We start from the raw sequence: 14,676 nt of genomic DNA on the forward strand, positions 1-14,676 counted from the left end.
CCCCCCCCCCCCCCGCCCCGCCCCGCCCCGCCCGCCCACGATCGCGACGATCTTGCGTGGGTTGTGGGTACGACACGCAGATATCGGGCGAAGCGGCAACAGTTCGCGCAAGATCGTCGCGATCATGGGTGGGGCGGGGCGGGGCGATGTGGCCTGGTGAGGTCGGGGCGGAACGTAGAGTGGCGGCGTGGGCCTGGTGCATACGGTGGGTCTGGTGCTGCATCCGCAGCGTGACTCCGTGCCCGCGATCGACACGATCATGGCGTGGGCGCGCCGCCGTGACGTGACCGTGCTCGGGCTGCCCGACGAGGTCGATCGCATCTTCTGCGGGGCGGTCGCCGTCGATCCGCACGAGCTGGCCGAACGCTCCAGCCTGCTGGTGAGTCTGGGCGGGGACGGCACGATGCTGCGCACCATGCGGCTGGGCGTGGGCCGGGCCACGCCGGTGCTCGGGGTGAACCTCGGGCGGCTCGGCTTCCTGCCCGAGATCGACGTCGACGGGCTGCCGGCGGCGCTGTCCGCGATCGACAATCAGCACTACTCGGTGGAGCCGCGCCTGGCGGTGCGCACCACGCTGCCCGGCGGCCACGAGGTGACCGCGTTCAACGACATCGCGCTGTGCCGCATCCCCGGCGACGGCCTGGCGGGAGTGGCCATCACCGTCGAGGGGCACGCGTTCGTACGGTATGCCGCCGACGCCGTCATCGTGGCCACGCCCACCGGCTCGACGGCGTACGCCTTCTCCAGCGGCGGCCCGATCGTCTCCCCCACCGTGAGCGCCGTGCTGGTGACGGCCGCCGCCGCGCACTCCAGCTTCAACCGCGCCCTGGTGCTCTCCGCCGACGAGGCGCTGGCGCTGCAGGTGCTGCCGAACAGCGGCCGGCTCGCGGTGGAGGTGGACGGCCGCGTCGACGGCCACGTCGAGCCGGGCGACCGGCTGGCGATCACCGCGCTCGCCGACGCCGCCCGGGTGGTCCGGCTGGGGCTGACCACGTTCTACGAGCGGGCCCGGCGCAAGCTGCAGGTACGCGGCAGCGCCGAGGTCGACGGGCCGGCCGGCGCGCCGCTGTCGCATACGGCACCATGAGCGGCGTGCTGATCCGCCGCGAGACACCCGCCGACGTCGACGCCATCCGCTCGGTCACCGAGGCCGCGTTCGGGCCGCAGTACGCGCCGGCGCCCGCACCCGAACCGGGGCTGGTCGACCAGTTGCGTGCCGACGCCGGGTGGCTGCCCGCGCTGTCGCTGGTCGCCGAGGTCGACGGCGAGGTCGTCGGGCACGTGGTGTGCACCCGGGGCCGCGTCGGCGACGCCCCGGCCCTGGGCCTCGGCCCGCTCAGCGTGCGCCCCGACCACCAGCGGTCCGGGGTCGGCAGCGCGCTGATGCACGCGGTGCTCGGTGCGGCCGACGCGCTCGGCGAGCCGGTGGTGGCGCTGCTCGGCGATCCCGGCTACTACCGCCGCTTCGGCTTCCGGCAGGCCGAGGAGTGCGGGGTGCTATCGCCCGAGGCCGAGTGGGGGGTGCACTTCCAGGCCCGGCCGCTGAGCGGGTACGACCCGGCGGTACGGGGAGTGTTCACTTACGCGGAACCGTTCCTTCGGCTGTAGGCGATTAAGATCGCCACGAGGGATGCGCCGGAGGTGACCGTGAGCGACGAGCAGCAGCAGGCAGGCGTCGCCTGGGCGTGGACCGCGCCGCTGCGCAAGGCCGCCTCCCGGATCCGGCCGACCGGCCCGGCGGGCCCCGCCGACGACGACGCCGCGACCGGCGGGACCGTCATCGACTGCGCGGTGTACGTCGACGGCCGTCGCCGGCCGGGCGCGTGCGATTACGACGACGCCCTGGCGACCGTGCGGCAGACCCCCGGCTCGTTCCTCTGGCTGGGCCTGCACGAGCCGAGCGAGGCCGACTTCGCCCCCGTCGCCAAGCGGTTCGGGCTGGACGAGCTGGCGGTGGAGGCGGCGACCACGCGCCGCCAGCGCCCCAAGATCGAGCACTTCGCGGACGTGACCCTGTTCGTGCTGCGCACCACCCGGTACGTGGAGCACTCGGTGCTGACCGAGAGCTGCGAGGTGGTGGAGACCGGCTCCGTGGTGCTGTTCATCGGCGCCGGCTACGTGATCACGGTGCGCCACGGTCCCGCTGGGCCGCTCGGGCCGGTGCGCGCCGACCTGGAACGGCGTCCGGACCGGATGGCGCAGGGCCCGTGGGCGGTGGCGCACGCGGTGGCCGACCGCATGGTCGACTCGTACCTAGAAGTGGCGGTGGCGTTCGAGAACGACATCGACGAGCTGGAGGACCACGTCTTCGCCCCGCAGTCGCAGAACCGGGCCGCGCAGATCTACCAGCTCAAGCGGGAGCTGATGGAGTTCAAGCGGGCGGTCGCCCCGCTGCAGCACCCGCTGGCGGCGCTGATCGACGACAAGGAAGGGCTGCCCAAGGAGATCCGGCGCTACTTCCGCGACGTCAACGACCATCTGCTGCGGACGGTGGAGCGCATCGTCGCGTACGACGACCTGCTCAACTCGATCCTGCAGGCGCGGCTGGCGCAGCTGTCCGTCGACCAGAACAACGACATGCGCAAGATCGCCGCCTGGGCCGCCATCGCCGCCGCGCAGACCGCCATCGCCGGCATCTACGGCATGAACTTCGACTACATGCCCGAGCTGCACTGGAAGTACGGCTACCTGATCGTGGTGGGGCTGATGTTCACGGTGGCGGCCCTGATGTACCGCGCCTTCCGCCGCTCCGGCTGGCTGTGAGACGACCGGGGCGGCGCGTGAACACGCACCGCCCCGCGGGAACCGCTCAGCCGACCCGGTAGGGCCGCATCATCTCGTTGTCCTCGTGCTCCAGCAGGTGGCAGTGCCACACGTACCGCCCGGCCAGGTCGAACGTGGCCTTCACCCGGGTGATCTCGCCCGGCAGCGCGATCACGGTGTCCTTGGTGCCGCGCTCGCCCGGCTCCGGCGGCCGCCTGCCGTCCACGCCCCGGCCCAGGATCTCGAACTGCACCAGGTGCAGGTGGATCGGGTGGGCGTCCTGGCTGAAGTTGTGCAGTTCCCAGATCTCGGTGGCGTTGAGCTCGGGGTTCTCGGTGATCGGGTGGTCCCAGTGCATCGGCATCGCGTGCCCGTCGGGGCCGACCGTGCCGAGCATCAGCTCGATGGACTGGTCGTGGCCCAACTCCTCGTCGAGGCTGAGCCTGCGGGTGTTGTCCGCGGGGCCGATCGGCTTGATCCAGGGCAGGTCCAGGTCCTCCGGCGGCGTGCTGCGGTCCTTGCCGGTCAGCCGGCCGACGACGAACCGCATCACCTGGCCGGTGGTCGCCGGGTCGGCCGGGTTGAAGGTGCCGTTGTAGGGCTCGTCCGGCCCCTCGTTGATGAGGTAGAACTCGCTGCCCTCGCGCTGCCCGGTGAAGTCGAGGATCACGTCGGCCCGCTCGGCGGGGCCCATCAGCAGCTGCTGGAGCTTCGCCGGCTTGGGCAGGAAGCCGCCGTCGTTGCCGATCTGCCAGATCGGCAGGGCGGCCGGGGCCGGGCGCGGCGCGAGCGGGTCGGTGGTCACCTTCATGATCAGTACGCGGCCGTTGCAGCCGTTGAGGAAGCGCAGCCGGTAGCGGCGCGGCTCGACCGCCAGCTCCGGCCAGGTGTTGCCGTTGACCATGATGGTGTTGGCGAAGAACTCCGGGTTCCAGATCGGCGGGAACGGGCCCTCTGGGATGTACGGGCCCGCGTCGTCGGCGAACGCGCGGCTGGCCGGGTAGAACAGCGAGCCGTCGGCGTTGAACGAGCGGTCCTGCACCACCACCGGGATCTCGTAGTAGCGGGTGCCCGGCTTGTCGCCGAGCTGCGGCGCGGGGCCGGGCAGCACGCCCCGGGGCAGGTCGCCCTTGCCGCCGCGCAGCAGGTAGAAGCCCGCGAGTCCGGCGTACACGTTGACGCGGGTCACGCCGAGCGTGTGGTCGTGGTACCACAGGGTCGAGGCGCGCTGGTCGTTGGTGTACTGGAAGGTCGCCGTGCCCGGCTTCCAGGCGGCAGCCCCGTAACGCTGCTCGAACTCCGCGCCGAACTCGTCGTAGAACGTGCCGACCGTCGCGTACCCGGCCGGGATGTTGCGCGCCTTCGGCAGGTACCACGCCTCCGGGTAGCCGTCGCTCTCCTCGTGGGAGTGGCCGCCGTGCAGGTGCGTGACGATCGGCACCGGCCCCCGGTACGGCCCCGGCGTCGAGGTGAACGTGGGCCGGGTGTCGCGCCCGGCGTCGCCGCCCGGCGGGTTCGCCCAGTGCAGGGTCGGGTCCACCGGCAGCAGGTGCGGGCGGAAGTCGCCGTACGAGTCGACCAGGTCGTTGACCCAGGTGACCCGCACCGGCCGGTCCACCCGGGCCTCGATGGTGTCCGACGGGCTGCGGAAGCTGCGCGGCTTGGAGACGTCGCCATAGCCCCAGACAGTGGTCTGCGGCAGGTTCGACGGCAGGATCTGCTGCCGGAACTGGCGCACCCCGATCAGGTAGCGGGCCAGGCCGCCCTCCTCGCGGTGTGCCGGCGGCATCACCGACGGCACCGCCAGCGGTGTCACGTACTTGCGGATCTTCGCCGGGTCGAGCGTGCCCGCCCGGCCCTGCCCCACCGCCCAGGCCCAGCCGGCACGCTGGGAGAGCACCGTGGCGGCACCCGCGGCCGCCGTCGCCTGAAGAATCCGCCTGCGGTCGACCATGTCGTACACCCTCCGCCGCCCCCGCGCGGCGTTCACGAAGCTGCGGCGGGGCGTCGGGCGCCCCGCGAGACGCCGCCCCCGTGCGGCGCCTGCCAGGAGGAACGACCCAATCGACCTTGGGACACGAGCCGGGCGGCGTCCCGGACCGGCGAGCGCACCGCCGGACCGGGACGCCGCACCGGTCAGCTGACCCGCAGGTCGTCGATCACCCAGTACCAGTTGTTGCTCGCGTTGTAGTAGCGGAACTTCACCGTCATCGAGGTCGCCCCGGCGGGCACGGTGACGGTCAGCGTCTCGGCCTTGGCCCGCGCGTCGGCCGAGTAGCGCTTGACCAGCTGGTTCGCGCCGCCGTTGAAGGAGACCAGCACGTCGCCGGTCTGCCCGCCCTCCTGCAGGTAGTGCGTGACGTAGCGCAGCGTCTTCACCGTCCCGGCGGTCACCGGGTACGCGGGCGAGACCAGTGTCGAGTCGAACGACGCGCCGCCGGAGCGGTCGTCGAACTCGTCGGAGTCGGCCACCGCGAACACCCCGCGCAGCCGCAGGCCGTTCTCCCGGTTCTGGCTCGACTGGGTACGGCTCCAGAACTCCTCGTTGGTGAACGACCAGCCGCGCCACTCGTTCACGCCGCCGGACGGCATCGCCGAGCGGTCCACCGACCAGCCCGCCGGGGCGGTGTGCGTCCAGCCCTTCACCGTGGCCGGGATGCCGGTCTCGTGCGAGCGGGCCTGCAGCGAGCCGTTGAGGGCGTCGAACGGGTCGGTGGCGCGGACGTTCAGCGGCTTGGCGTCGAGGTTCCAGGCCGGGTTGGCGGCCACGCCCAGGTGCGCGAACACGGTGCCGGCCACGTCGGACAGCCGGGTGTCGACCGGACGCAGCCCGGCGGCGTGACCGGTGCCCTTGGCCAGCACGAACGTGCGCCGCTCGGCGTCGACGCCGCAGCCGCCGTGCCCGCCGGACGGGTTGTTGTGGCCGTGGTCGGTGGTGACCACGACCAGCCAGTCCTCGCTCGCGTACGTCGGCCGCGCCGCGATCGCGTCGAGCATCCGGCCGAGCTGGGCGTCCTGGGTCTCGATCGCGGTCCGGTATGCCGTGCCGGTGCCGACCGAGTGCGCCACCACGTCGGTGTTGCCCAGGTAGACGAAGGCCGCGTCCGGGTCGTTGTTCCGCAGGTGGTTCACCGCGTCATTGGTGACCTTCACGTCCTCGCCGGCGTAGCCGTTGGCGTCGCCGTTGTAGGTGATCCGGGTGTCGATCGCGGAGCCGAACGTGCCCTGGGTGTGCAGCACCGCCCAGTCCAGGATGGACAGCGTCGAGTACGCCGGGTCGGCCTGCTCCAGCCGGGTCAGGAAGTCGGGGTAGGCGCCGTACTGCTTGCCACTGAACGTGTTGTCCTTGACGCCGTGCTTGTCGGGCATGACACCGGTGGCGATGGTGGACCAGCCGGGCCCGCTGGACGAGTTCGCCACCGGGTTGCAGTAGAGCAGGCTCTCGCCGAGCGTGCCGGCGGCGGCCAGCGCGTCGAGCCGCGGCGCGTTCGCGTCGACGACCTTGGCCCAGTTCAGCCCGTCCATGCCGACGACGAGCACCTTCGGGGTGAGCGCGGCGGCCTGGGCGGGCGGTGCGGTGAGGGTGAGCGCTGCCGTGGCGGCGGCTGCCGCGAGCGCTGCGACGGCTCGGGTGCGGGGGAACGGCGACACGGGTCGACCTCCGATCGGGACGGTATGTCCAGATCAGAGCGTCACCCGGTGAACGTTCGGCGACAAGGGCCGCCCGTTCGGACGACGCCGCCGTGAAAGGCCGACGCCGCCGCGAGTTCCGCCTGCTACCGGACCCTGAGCAGGTCGGGAAGCTTGCGCATGTCGTGGAACACCACGGTGTCCGGGCCGGTTAGCCAATCGGCCGGTGTCACTCCCCCGGCGTACGCCAGCACCCGCATGCCCGCCGCCCGCGCGGCCTGCACCCCGGGGCGGCTGTCCTCGACCACCACGCAGCGCGCCGGGTCCGCGCCCATGCGCGCTGCGGCGTGCAGGAACAGGTCCGGCGCGGGCTTGCCGTTGGCGACCTCGGTCGCGGAGAAGATGCGGCCCTCGAAGCGCTCGTAGAGGCCGGTGATGCCGAGCGTGTTGCGCATCTTGTCGTGCCGCCCGCTGGAGGCCACGCAGGTCGGCAGCGTGATCGCGTTGAGCGCCTCGACGATGCCGGGCACCGGCACCAGGCCCGCCTCGTGCGCGGCCAGCTGGCGCGCGACGAACATCTCCGGCCACTGCGGCAGCGGCCGGCCGAGCTTCTGCTCGATCACCGGCACCATCGAGGCCGCCGAGCGGCCCACGAAGTGCTCCAGGATCTCGTCGTCGGTCAGCGGCCAGCCGAGCTCGGCCAGCATCTGCGAGGCCACCCGGATGGCGATGGTCTCCGAGTCCACCAGCACGCCGTCGCAGTCGAAAATGACAAGATCCACCGAATCGATCACGGCTGGACCCTACCTCCCGGTTCAGCCGCGTCCCGCATCAGCAGTGCCCGGTCCCACCCCGTGCACGGCCGGGTTCGGCCGCCGACCGCACCCGCCAGGAGCGGAAGTCCGCGAAGCGGACGAGCGACCGGCGGGTAAGGGAGGCTGAGAGGCCGAACCCCGCGCCCGCGGAGGCGGGCGCCAGCAGCTAAGCCACGAAGTTGTTCTGGACGAAGACGATGACCATCGCGCCTTGCAGCGCCAGCATCACGGTGGTGTACACGCGGTCGAAGTGCACGTTTCGGCCCATTCTGGCCAGCACCATGAAGGCCACCGTGCACTCCAGGGCGTAGCGCCAGGTCGAGCTGAGCGGGTAGTGCATGTGGATGGGGTTCGACAGCGGCATCAGGATGATGATCGCCGCGAAGATCACCAGGTACGCGTGGTCCGCGCCGAGCTTCCACGGGCCGACCAGGGCCAGCACCAGCAGGACCAGCACGGCCAGGGCCGTGGTCAGGTTGACGATGTTGCGGACCGCGTCGGGGTGGTAGATCGAGTCGCTGCTGCCGATCAGCTCGACGACGTCGCCGATGACGGTCCACGGCGGCGTGAAGCCCGACCGGAACCACGCCTTCTGCGCGTCGAGGAACTGCAGCGCGTTGCCGAAGGTCTGGTGGCAGTACAGCATGTACGCGCCCAGCCCCGCCGGGATCAGCACCACGGCCAGGGCGTCGCGGTCGAGCCGGAACCCGGTCGGCCACGGCAGGACCAGCCCGAGGCGCTGCCGCATCCGGAACGAGAAGCCGCGCTGGCGCAGGTACTCGTAGACGAACGCCGCGCCGAGCATGACGCCCGCCATCCGGGTGGCGCTGGCGTACCCGGCGAACATCGCCGCCCACCACCAGCGCCCGCGGCGCATGTTGTACAGCGACGCCAGCGCCAGCGCCACGAACAGCGACTCGTTGTACGCCGCCACCAGGTAGAACGCCGTCGGGAAGGCGAGCAGGTAGACGGTGGTGCGCCGGGCGTCCTCGGCCCCGATCATCTCGGTGGCCAGCCGGTGCACCAGGATCAGCGCGACCAGGCAGGCCAGCGCGCTGACGATGAGGCCGGCCTCGAAGGCGCCTCCGGGCAGCAGCGGATTCGCCGCCCGCATCGCCATCGGGAAGAGCGGGAAGAACGCGGTGCTGCGCGAGTCGGCCTCGTACCCGGAGTCCGCGATGATCACATACCAGACGGTGTCCCAGTGGTTCCACGACTGGAGCAGCTGGCCGAACGTCGACGGGACCGGGCCGGCCTTGCTCTCCAGCCCCTCGGTGGGCAGCCAGGCCACCGCGGTGACCAGGAAGTACGCCAGCAGCCCGGCGGCCCAGGCCACGAACCCGGTGACGACCGAGGGCCGCCACCGCAGCCAGACGGCCTGGCGGCCCGGCTGCTCCGCCGCGTCCGCCCCGTCGTCCGATGACGAAGCGGGCGAAACGGTCAGGTCGTCGGCAGGGGGAGCCGTGTCGCCGAGTGCGTCCGCGGGGCGGCGGCGCACCGGAACGAGCCCAGGTCCGGGGGAGTCAGACATAGGCAGGAATAGTAGTCGCGGGCGACGGAACTCACGTGGCCCCGCGTTCGGTGTCACCGGCAGCTGAGACACGGTACGGTTGTCCACCATGTCCGCCTTCACCCCCGGTCTGAAGTTGCACGACCGCTACCTGCTGGACCGCCGCATCGGCAGCGGCGGCATGGCGGAGGTCTGGCAGGCCCATGACCTCGTGCTGGGCCGCCCTGTGGCGGTGAAGGTGCTCGCCGGCCCGACCGCCGCCGACCCGGCCCTGCGCGCCGGGGCGCTGCGCGAGGCCCGCTCGGCGGCGCAGCTCACCCACCCGCACATCACCGCCGTGCACGACTTCGGCGAGGTCACCTTCCCCGACGGCCACGTCGAGCCGTACCTGGTGATGGAGCTGCTGACCGGCGAGTCGCTGGCCGAGCTGATGGCCCGCGGGCCGCTGGGCTGGGCGCGGGTCGCCACGATCGGCGCACAGGTCGCCGGGGCGCTGGCCGCCGCGCACGCCCGGGACGTGGTGCACCGCGACGTGAAGCCGGGCAACATCATGATCACCCCGACCGGCGCGAAGGTGCTCGACTTCGGCATCTCGGCGATGACCGGCCTGCCCGACGCGACCGGCGTGCTCGTCATCGGCACCCCCGCGTACGCGGCCCCGGAGCGGCTGCGCCAGAAGGCCGCCGACCCGGCCGCCGACGTGTACGCCCTCGGGGTCCTGCTCATCGAGATGGTGACCGGCCGCCGCCGCAACGCCATCGAGTCCTGGGAGCAGTTCGAGGCCGAGCACGCCCGCGCGCGGCCGCTGCCGGCCCTGCCCGGGGTGCCACCGGCGATCACCGCACTGATCGCGGCCGCGGTGGACCCCTCCCCCGCGCGCCGTCCACGCGCCGCGGACCTGGCCCACGCCCTGGGCGGTCTGTCGGTGCCGACCGCGTCCGCCCCGGCAACCGCTGTGGCCGGGCCCAGCCCGACGCTGCTCGCCCCGACCGGCGGCGCGATCGCCGGTGCGGCCCGGGTGCCCGCTCCGGCGACCCGGGTGCAGGCCGCGCCGAAGGTCAGGTCCGCGCCCCCGGTGCGGGTGAAGCGCAGCCGCAAACCCCTGCTCGCCGTGATGCTGGTGATGGCAATCATCCTGGTCAGCGGCGTACTCATGATCATGTCGGCGCTGCGCGAGCCGCTCGATGCGACCGCCACCCCGACCAAGTCGCCGAACCGGCCCGCCCGGACCACCGGCGCGCCCAAGCCCAGCCCGACCCCCGAGCGGGGCGGCCCGTTCCAGGCGGTGCAGCTGCTGTCGGACCTCAACGACGCCGTGCAGAAGCTGCGCGACGCCGAGGTGATCACCCCGAAGCAGCGGACGGAGCTGACGAACGGGCTCAAGAACATCTCCACGAAGATGCTCCAGGGCGATTGGGAAGAGGCGCGCAAGCGGGCCGAGAACCTGCAGAAGAAGGTCGAGGGCTGGGCCGCCGACGCCGAGGACGACGCCAAGGAGGCGTACGAGCCGGTGCAGAAGCTGCTCGACGAGCTGGAGAAGCTGGCCAAGCGCAACAGCTGACGCGGCCGCCCCGGCTCAGCGCGGCAGCGCGCGCTGCAGCTCGGCCCGCAGCGCCGGGGTGAGGATCTCCCCGGTCTGCTTGGCCAGCCGTGCCATCTCGAAGCCGACCACGCCCAAGTCGGCGTCACCGTCGGCGACCACCGCCAGCACCGAGCCGTCCCGGATCGCCATGGTCAGGTAGTAGCCCCGCCCCATCTCGATCACCGTCTGGCGCACCTCGTCGCCGTCGGACAGCTGCGCCACGCACCCGGCGATGCCGATCAGCCCCGAGGTGACCGCGGCCAGCTGGTCGGCGGTGGCCCGGTCGAGGTCCGCGGAGACCGCGACCACCAGCCCGTCCGAGGACGCCACGACGGCGTGGCGGGCCCCCGGCACCCGGTCGGCGAATCCGGCGACCAGCCAGTTGAGGTCCTGGGCCGGTTTGCTGAGCGTCGCAGTGGTCATGGCTCCCCCTTGATGTCGTCCGGTGGCGCCGCCGCGCCGTCTCCGGCCTGGCCTCGCCGTACGCCCTCGTACAGCCGGGTCAGCGTGGCGGCCGTGGCCGCCGGGTCGGGCTCGGACCGGCGCTGCGGAACGCGCGGCGGTTCAGCGGTGGCCGGCACCGCGGCGGGCGGCTCCGGCGGGTCCGCGGGCTCGGCGAGCAGCGCGGCCGGCAGCTCGACAGCCGCGCGCACGCCGCCGTTCGGGCACAGCTCCAGCCCCACCCGCACGCCGTGGCGCGCCGCGAGGTGGCTCACCACCACCAGGCCCATCCGCTCGCTGACCGCCACGTCGACCTCGGCGGGCACGGCCAGCAGCGCGTTCGCCTGGGCCAGCGCCCGCTCGCTGAGGCCGATGCCCTCGTCGACGATCTCGACCAGCGCCCCGTCCGGCCGGGCCTGCGCGCTCACCCGCACCGCCGTGTGCGGGGCGGAGAAGGCGGCGGCGTTGTCCAGCAGCTCGGCCAGCAGGTGGCCGATGTCGGCGGCGGCGTGCCCGGCGATGTGCAGCGAGTCGTCGACGTCGGCGCGGACCCGCTCGTACTGCTCGATCTCGGAGAGCGCGGCCAGCACCAGCGCCGCGAGCGGCACGCCCTCGCGCCACCGCCGGCGCGGCTCGGCCCCGGCGAGCACCAGCAGGTTCTCGTCGTTGCGGCGCAGCCGGGCGGCGAGATGGTCCAGTTTGAACAGTGCCGCCAGCCGGTCGGGATCGCGCTCGTCGCGCTCCATCTCGTCGAGCAGTCGCAACTGCCGCTCCACCAGGATCTGCGAGCGCCGGGCCAGATTCGTGAAGATGCCGTTGACGGCACGCCGGGAGCGGGCCTGCCGCAGCGCGAGCGCGACGACGCTGCGGCGCGCCTGCGCCAGAGCCGCGCCCGCCGCGACGAACCCGTCCGCGTCACCGGCCGCGGCCGGTGGCGCGGCCGCGTCCTCGTCGATGTCTTCGCCGTCACCGGCGCGCAGCCGCTCGAAGGTCACCGGCACGTCCTCGGCCAGGGCGAGCGCGTCCCGCCGCAGCCGGTCGACAGCGGCCGCCAGCTCCCGGCGGGCGGCGAGCGCGCCCCGGATCAGCGCTGCCAGGATCAGCACCGCGCCGACCCCGATCACGCCCACCCAGCGCCAGGCGACGTCCTCGCCGTGCGCGGCGCCGTCGATCCGGAGCTCCACCAGCTCCTGCCAGCTCAGCGCATCGGCCACGGCCCAGGCCAGCAGCGCGCCGGCAGCGACGGCGAAGGCTGCCACCGGCAGGGTGACCGCGGCCGCGAGACCGGAACCGGCCTGCCTCTCGCGCGTGTCGTCCGCCACCGGCCCCTCCCCTGCCTCGGCTGAACCACCGCCACCGTTGGTGACTCGCGGTATGTTACCCGTCACACAACGAAAAGTGGATAGGTGAGCGCGAATGTGACACCCCGGCTGGTGAGGCTTCTGGACAGTCGCGCGCGACGCCGGTACGGTTACCGCCATGACTTCCAACCGCAACCTGTGGTGGCGCGCCCGACCGGCGGCCATCGACACACGCGGGTAGGCAAACCCACACCGCGGCCGCCTCGACGAGGCGGCCTTTGTTTTATCGGTCGCCCGGCGCACGGCCACCCGAACCGGGAGACCATCGATGAACCTGCTCCACGATCTGCTCGGCGCGCCCGACCCGGGCCCGTTCGCGCTGCTCCGACGCGAAGGTTCCGAGCACCTCGAGGTGCTGCGAGGTCCGCTGTCCACCGTGGCACGGCTGGCCGACATCCCCCTGCCCGAGCACGCGGACGGCGACGAGGCCGGCCCGCGCACCCTCGCCCTGGTGCCCTACCGGCAACTCGCCGAGCGCGGTTTCGACCGCATCGACGACGGCACCCCGCTGGCCTGCCTGACCGTCGAGTCGTACGACCGCATCCCGCTCGACGAGGCCCTCGCGGCGCTCCCGGACACCGTGCCGGACGTCACCGACCTGGGCTTCGACATCGACGACGCCGCCTACCGGGAACTGGTCTCCACGGTGCTGCGCGACGAGATCGGCCACGGCGCCGGGTCCAACTTCGTCATCCACCGCACCGCCCGCGCCCACACCGACGCCGACCCGCGCCTGCTCGCCGGGGCCGCGCTGCGCCGCCTGATCTCCGGCGAGCGCGGCGTGTACTGGTCGTTCCTGGTGCACATCCCCGGCGAGGGCGGCCGCACGCTGGTCGGCGCGTCACCGGAACGGCACGTCAGCGTCGACGACGGCCTGGTGATGATGAACCCGATCTCCGGCACGCTGCGCCATCGCGACCTCGCGCCCGGCCCGGACGGGCGGGAGACGCTGCTGAGCTTCCTCAGCGACCGCAAGGAGATCAACGAGCTGTCCATGGTGCTCGACGAGGAGCTCAAGATGATGGCCGTGGTCGCCCAGCGGGGCGGCCAGGTGCTCGGGCCCTACCTCAAGCACATGACCCACCTCACCCACACCGAGTACCTGCTCGCCGGCCGCACCGACCTGGACGTGCGCGACGTGCTGCGGGAGACGATGTTCGCCCCGACGCTGACCGGCAGCCCGATCGAGAACGCCGCCCGCGTCATCGCCCGCTACGAGACCACCGGCCGCGCCTACTACGCCGGGGTGCTGGCACTGCTGGGCCGCGACGCCGACGGCAGGCAGACCCTCGACGCGCCGATCCTGTTCCGCTGCGCCGACATCGCCGCCGACGGGACCATCGCCGTCAAGGCGGGCGCGACGCTGGTACGCGACTCCACCCCCGACGGCGAGGTCGCCGAGACCCACGCCAAGGCGGGCGGCGTGCTCACCGCGCTCGGCCTGCGCACCGCGCCGGCCGCGCACTCCGCCGCCGACATCAAGGAACTGGCCGCCGACCCGGCGGTACGCGCCACGCTGCTGGCCCGTAACGAGCGGCTGTCCCGGTTCTGGCTGACCGAACGCGCCCCCGAGCCGGTGACCGGCCTGCTGGTGGGCCGCACCGCGCTGATCGTCGACGCGGAGGACACCTTCACCGGCATGCTCGGGCACGTGCTGCGCTCGCTGGGCATGCGGGTCACCGTCCAGCCCACCACGGCCCTGGGCGGGCTCAGCTCGTACGACCTCGTGGTGGCCGGGCCGGGCCCCGGCGACCCGGGCGACGACACCGACCCGCGCGTCGCGGCGCTGGGCCGGGTCGTCGAGGAGCGGCTGTCGCGCCGCGCGCCGCTGCTCGGCGTGTGCCTGGGCCACCAGGTGCTCAGCCGCCGCCTCGGCCTGCCGATGCACCGCCGCGACGTGCCCTACCAGGGCCTGCCGTGCGACATCGACCTGTTCGGGGTGACCCGCCGGGTGGGCTTCTACTCCACCTTCACCGCGGTCGCCACCGCCCGCACCCTTCCCACCGCGTACGGCGAGCTGCAACTGTCCATCGAGGACGGCACCGGATTCGTGCACGCGCTGCGCGGGCCGGGCTTCGCCGGCGTGCAGTTCCACCCTGAGTCGGTGCTCACCGAGCACGGTCCGGAGCTGCTCACCGAACTGGTGACCGGCATCTTCACCCCGGCGGCGGTCGCCTGAGGCAGAGTTATCCACAGATCGCGTGAGGGGCGTTGTGCCGCCCCTCACGCGCTGCCACTCTCGAAGCCGTGACACAGCTGACGAGCGATCCCGCGCGGACCCTGCGATTGGCGGCGGACCTGGAGTCCCTGGCCACAGCCTTGCACCGAACGGACACGCCACCACTGAACCGTCCGTCCGGAATGGATGCCGACGTCGCCGCGGCCCATCTGGTCACGGTGCGCGCGGCCGCCGACGCGCTCGCGGCGCTCGCAGACGGCCTGCTCACCGACGCCGACCGGCTGCTGCTCGTCGCGGCGACCCACCGGCGCGCCGAGGAGCAGTCCACCGCGACCCTCGACCGCCTCCGGGAGCCCGCGCGCCCGAGGGGCATCTGGTGACCCGCCGCACGCCCT

The 14,676-nt window shown here is 72.9% G+C and carries 12 protein-coding genes; 6 read left to right on the forward strand and 6 right to left on the reverse strand.

Going from position 1 to position 14,676, the window contains the following annotated elements; all coding sequences use genetic code 11:
- Window positions 1-187 precede the first annotated feature (187 nt).
- The 3 genes from Cco03nite_RS24300 to Cco03nite_RS24310 are packed head-to-tail and all read left to right on the forward strand — an operon-like array spanning window position 188 to window position 2,763.
- The gene (locus Cco03nite_RS24300; protein ID WP_203694507.1) at window positions 188-1,087 is read left to right on the forward strand and encodes an NAD(+)/NADH kinase; all 900 of its coding nucleotides are present in this window, start codon (window positions 188-190) and stop codon (window positions 1,085-1,087) included.
- Window positions 1,084-1,608 carry a GNAT family N-acetyltransferase gene (locus Cco03nite_RS24305; RefSeq protein ID WP_239167615.1) on the forward strand — a complete coding sequence of 175 codons (525 nt, stop codon included), beginning with the start codon at window positions 1,084-1,086 and terminating at the stop codon, window positions 1,606-1,608. The genes Cco03nite_RS24300 and Cco03nite_RS24305 overlap by 4 nt, the downstream gene beginning before the upstream one ends.
- A 39-nt stretch (window positions 1,609-1,647) precedes the next feature.
- Entirely contained in the window at window positions 1,648-2,763 is a 1,116-nt protein-coding gene (locus tag Cco03nite_RS24310) for a magnesium and cobalt transport protein CorA (RefSeq protein ID WP_239167616.1), read from the forward strand.
- Between the two features lie 46 nt (window positions 2,764-2,809).
- Here the strand turns inward: Cco03nite_RS24310 and Cco03nite_RS24315 are convergent, their stop codons facing one another.
- The 4 genes from Cco03nite_RS24315 to Cco03nite_RS24330 all read right to left on the reverse strand — a co-directional run bounded on the left by Cco03nite_RS24315 (window position 2,810) and on the right by Cco03nite_RS24330 (window position 8,739).
- Window positions 2,810-4,717, reverse strand: a complete 1,908-nt coding sequence (locus Cco03nite_RS24315; protein WP_203694509.1) for a multicopper oxidase family protein — start codon at window positions 4,715-4,717, stop codon at window positions 2,810-2,812.
- 182 nt (window positions 4,718-4,899) lie between these two features.
- Window positions 4,900-6,414 carry an alkaline phosphatase family protein gene (locus Cco03nite_RS24320; protein ID WP_203694510.1) on the reverse strand — a complete coding sequence of 505 codons (1,515 nt, stop codon included), beginning with the start codon at window positions 6,412-6,414 and terminating at the stop codon, window positions 4,900-4,902.
- A gap of 125 nt (window positions 6,415-6,539) precedes the next feature.
- Entirely contained in the window at window positions 6,540-7,187 is a 648-nt protein-coding gene (locus Cco03nite_RS24325) for an HAD family hydrolase (protein ID WP_203694511.1), read from the reverse strand.
- A gap of 187 nt (window positions 7,188-7,374) precedes the next feature.
- Window positions 7,375-8,739, reverse strand: coding sequence for a mannosyltransferase family protein (locus tag Cco03nite_RS24330; RefSeq protein WP_203694512.1), 1,365 nt, complete (start codon window positions 8,737-8,739; stop codon window positions 7,375-7,377).
- Window positions 8,740-8,827: 88 nt separating this feature from the next.
- Between Cco03nite_RS24330 and Cco03nite_RS24335 the strand changes: the two genes are divergently transcribed.
- Window positions 8,828-10,279 carry a serine/threonine-protein kinase gene (locus Cco03nite_RS24335; RefSeq protein ID WP_203694513.1) on the forward strand — a complete coding sequence of 484 codons (1,452 nt, stop codon included), beginning with the start codon at window positions 8,828-8,830 and terminating at the stop codon, window positions 10,277-10,279.
- Between the two features lie 15 nt (window positions 10,280-10,294).
- Here Cco03nite_RS24335 and Cco03nite_RS24340 read toward each other — a convergent pair whose 3' ends face one another.
- Together Cco03nite_RS24340 and Cco03nite_RS24345 are read right to left on the reverse strand one after the other, a co-directional pair.
- Window positions 10,295-10,723, reverse strand: coding sequence for a roadblock/LC7 domain-containing protein (locus tag Cco03nite_RS24340; protein ID WP_203694514.1), 429 nt, complete (start codon window positions 10,721-10,723; stop codon window positions 10,295-10,297).
- Window positions 10,720-12,063 (reverse strand): ATP-binding protein, encoded by a 1,344-nt coding sequence (locus Cco03nite_RS24345; RefSeq protein WP_203694515.1) that lies wholly within the window; start codon window positions 12,061-12,063, stop codon window positions 10,720-10,722. The genes Cco03nite_RS24340 and Cco03nite_RS24345 overlap by 4 nt, the downstream gene beginning before the upstream one ends.
- Window positions 12,064-12,370: 307 nt before the next feature.
- Between Cco03nite_RS24345 and Cco03nite_RS24350 the strand changes: the two genes are divergently transcribed.
- Both Cco03nite_RS24350 and Cco03nite_RS24355 read left to right on the forward strand, forming a co-directional pair.
- The gene (locus Cco03nite_RS24350; RefSeq protein WP_203694516.1) at window positions 12,371-14,281 is read left to right on the forward strand and encodes a chorismate-binding protein; all 1,911 of its coding nucleotides are present in this window, start codon (window positions 12,371-12,373) and stop codon (window positions 14,279-14,281) included.
- 182 nt (window positions 14,282-14,463) lie between these two features.
- Window positions 14,464-14,661 carry a hypothetical protein gene (locus Cco03nite_RS24355; protein ID WP_203694517.1) on the forward strand — a complete coding sequence of 66 codons (198 nt, stop codon included), beginning with the start codon at window positions 14,464-14,466 and terminating at the stop codon, window positions 14,659-14,661.
- Window positions 14,662-14,676 lie beyond the last annotated feature (15 nt).

The sequence above is a fragment of the Catellatospora coxensis genome (assembly GCF_016862635.1).
In the GTDB taxonomy this organism is placed as follows: Bacteria; Actinomycetota; Actinomycetes; order Mycobacteriales; family Micromonosporaceae; genus Catellatospora; species Catellatospora coxensis.